The following is a 1,009-nucleotide window of genomic DNA, read 5'->3' as shown; positions in this document are numbered from 1 at the left end:
CAGGCTTTCTGCCTGCGGGCTTTCCGGCCCTTCTGCTGTTTTGCAATCGGCTGCGCCTCCTTTCTGGCGCTAAGCAGCGCATAGAAGTTTTCGGTTTTGTAAGGCCGCACCCGGGGATAGAGGAACCGGGTGCGGATGATGTTTTTCAGCACTTTTTCCAATGGCAGGCCGTCCCGCTCATACATAGCCAGAAAGAAGAACGGGAGCATGAGGCCGATCATTAGGAACATGGCGGCGCTGTTCCCGATACTGTCACGGGAAAGCAGGTAGGCCGGGAGCCCCACCGCCGCTGCGCCGGAAAAACAAACAAGCTGGCGCTTCGTCAGATTGAAGGCCAGCTTTGTCTTAATTTTGGAAAGGTCTTTTGGTACTGGCACATAGGCCATTTGGGTACACCTCCTTTACTGCTTCGGGCCAGCATGGCCCGAGGTCATCTTGCGGCCTCTTTGGCCGGGGCTGTACTGCGGGCGGCTTCGGCGGCCTTACGTCCGCTCTGCCTTGCCCGCCAGTATTCGGGATTATACTGCCGGATGGACTGGTTGAGGTTTTCTTCAAACTGCCCTTTGTCCTTAATGCGGTCAGGTATGTTCCACAGCTTTTTGTCCAACAGTTCCCGGAGCACCACACTTTCCTGCGCGTCCTCCTCATAGCAGATATAGCCCTTATCCTTGAAGCCGCACTTTTTCGCTGCTGGGGAGAGGACGGCGGCTACCTCGTTTGCCACCATCGTTCCGCCGTGGCTGGCGGTAGATACCAGAAACACCCCTGGACAGAGGGTTTCACAGCTCTGCACCTCGCCCCACGGGGAACTTTTCGGCGCATGGAACATTCCGCCCGTCCGGCTCCGGTCCGCCTGCATGAGCGCCGCCTTTTCCAATATGGCGCGAAGTTCCGGGGAAAAGTAGGCGTATTCCCGCAGGACACGGGCGGCCTCCCCGCCGCAGGCGTTCATCAACAGGGTATAGGCATCGCTGTCCGCTTTGGTACAGCGGCCCAGCAGTTTTCCGTC

Annotated in this window: 2 protein-coding genes; both read right to left on the bottom strand. The window is 58.2% G+C overall.

All coding sequences use genetic code 11. From position 1 onward, the window contains the following. Positions 1-386, bottom strand: a 386-nt coding sequence (locus DWY93_RS16800; RefSeq protein WP_016306500.1) for a PrgI family protein, incomplete at its 3' end; no start/stop codon positions are given. Between the two features lie 44 nt (positions 387-430). Then, on the bottom strand, positions 431-1,009 hold a 579-nt coding region (locus DWY93_RS16795), incomplete at its 5' end, for a hypothetical protein (RefSeq protein ID WP_242990770.1).

The sequence above is a fragment of the Clostridium sp. AF28-12 genome, assembly GCF_003435225.1.
Classification (GTDB): Bacteria; Bacillota; Clostridia; order Lachnospirales; family Lachnospiraceae; genus Pilosibacter; species Pilosibacter fragilis.
The sequence above is the reverse complement of the archived record's forward strand: the minus strand, read 5'-3'. Positions and strand labels throughout refer to the sequence as shown.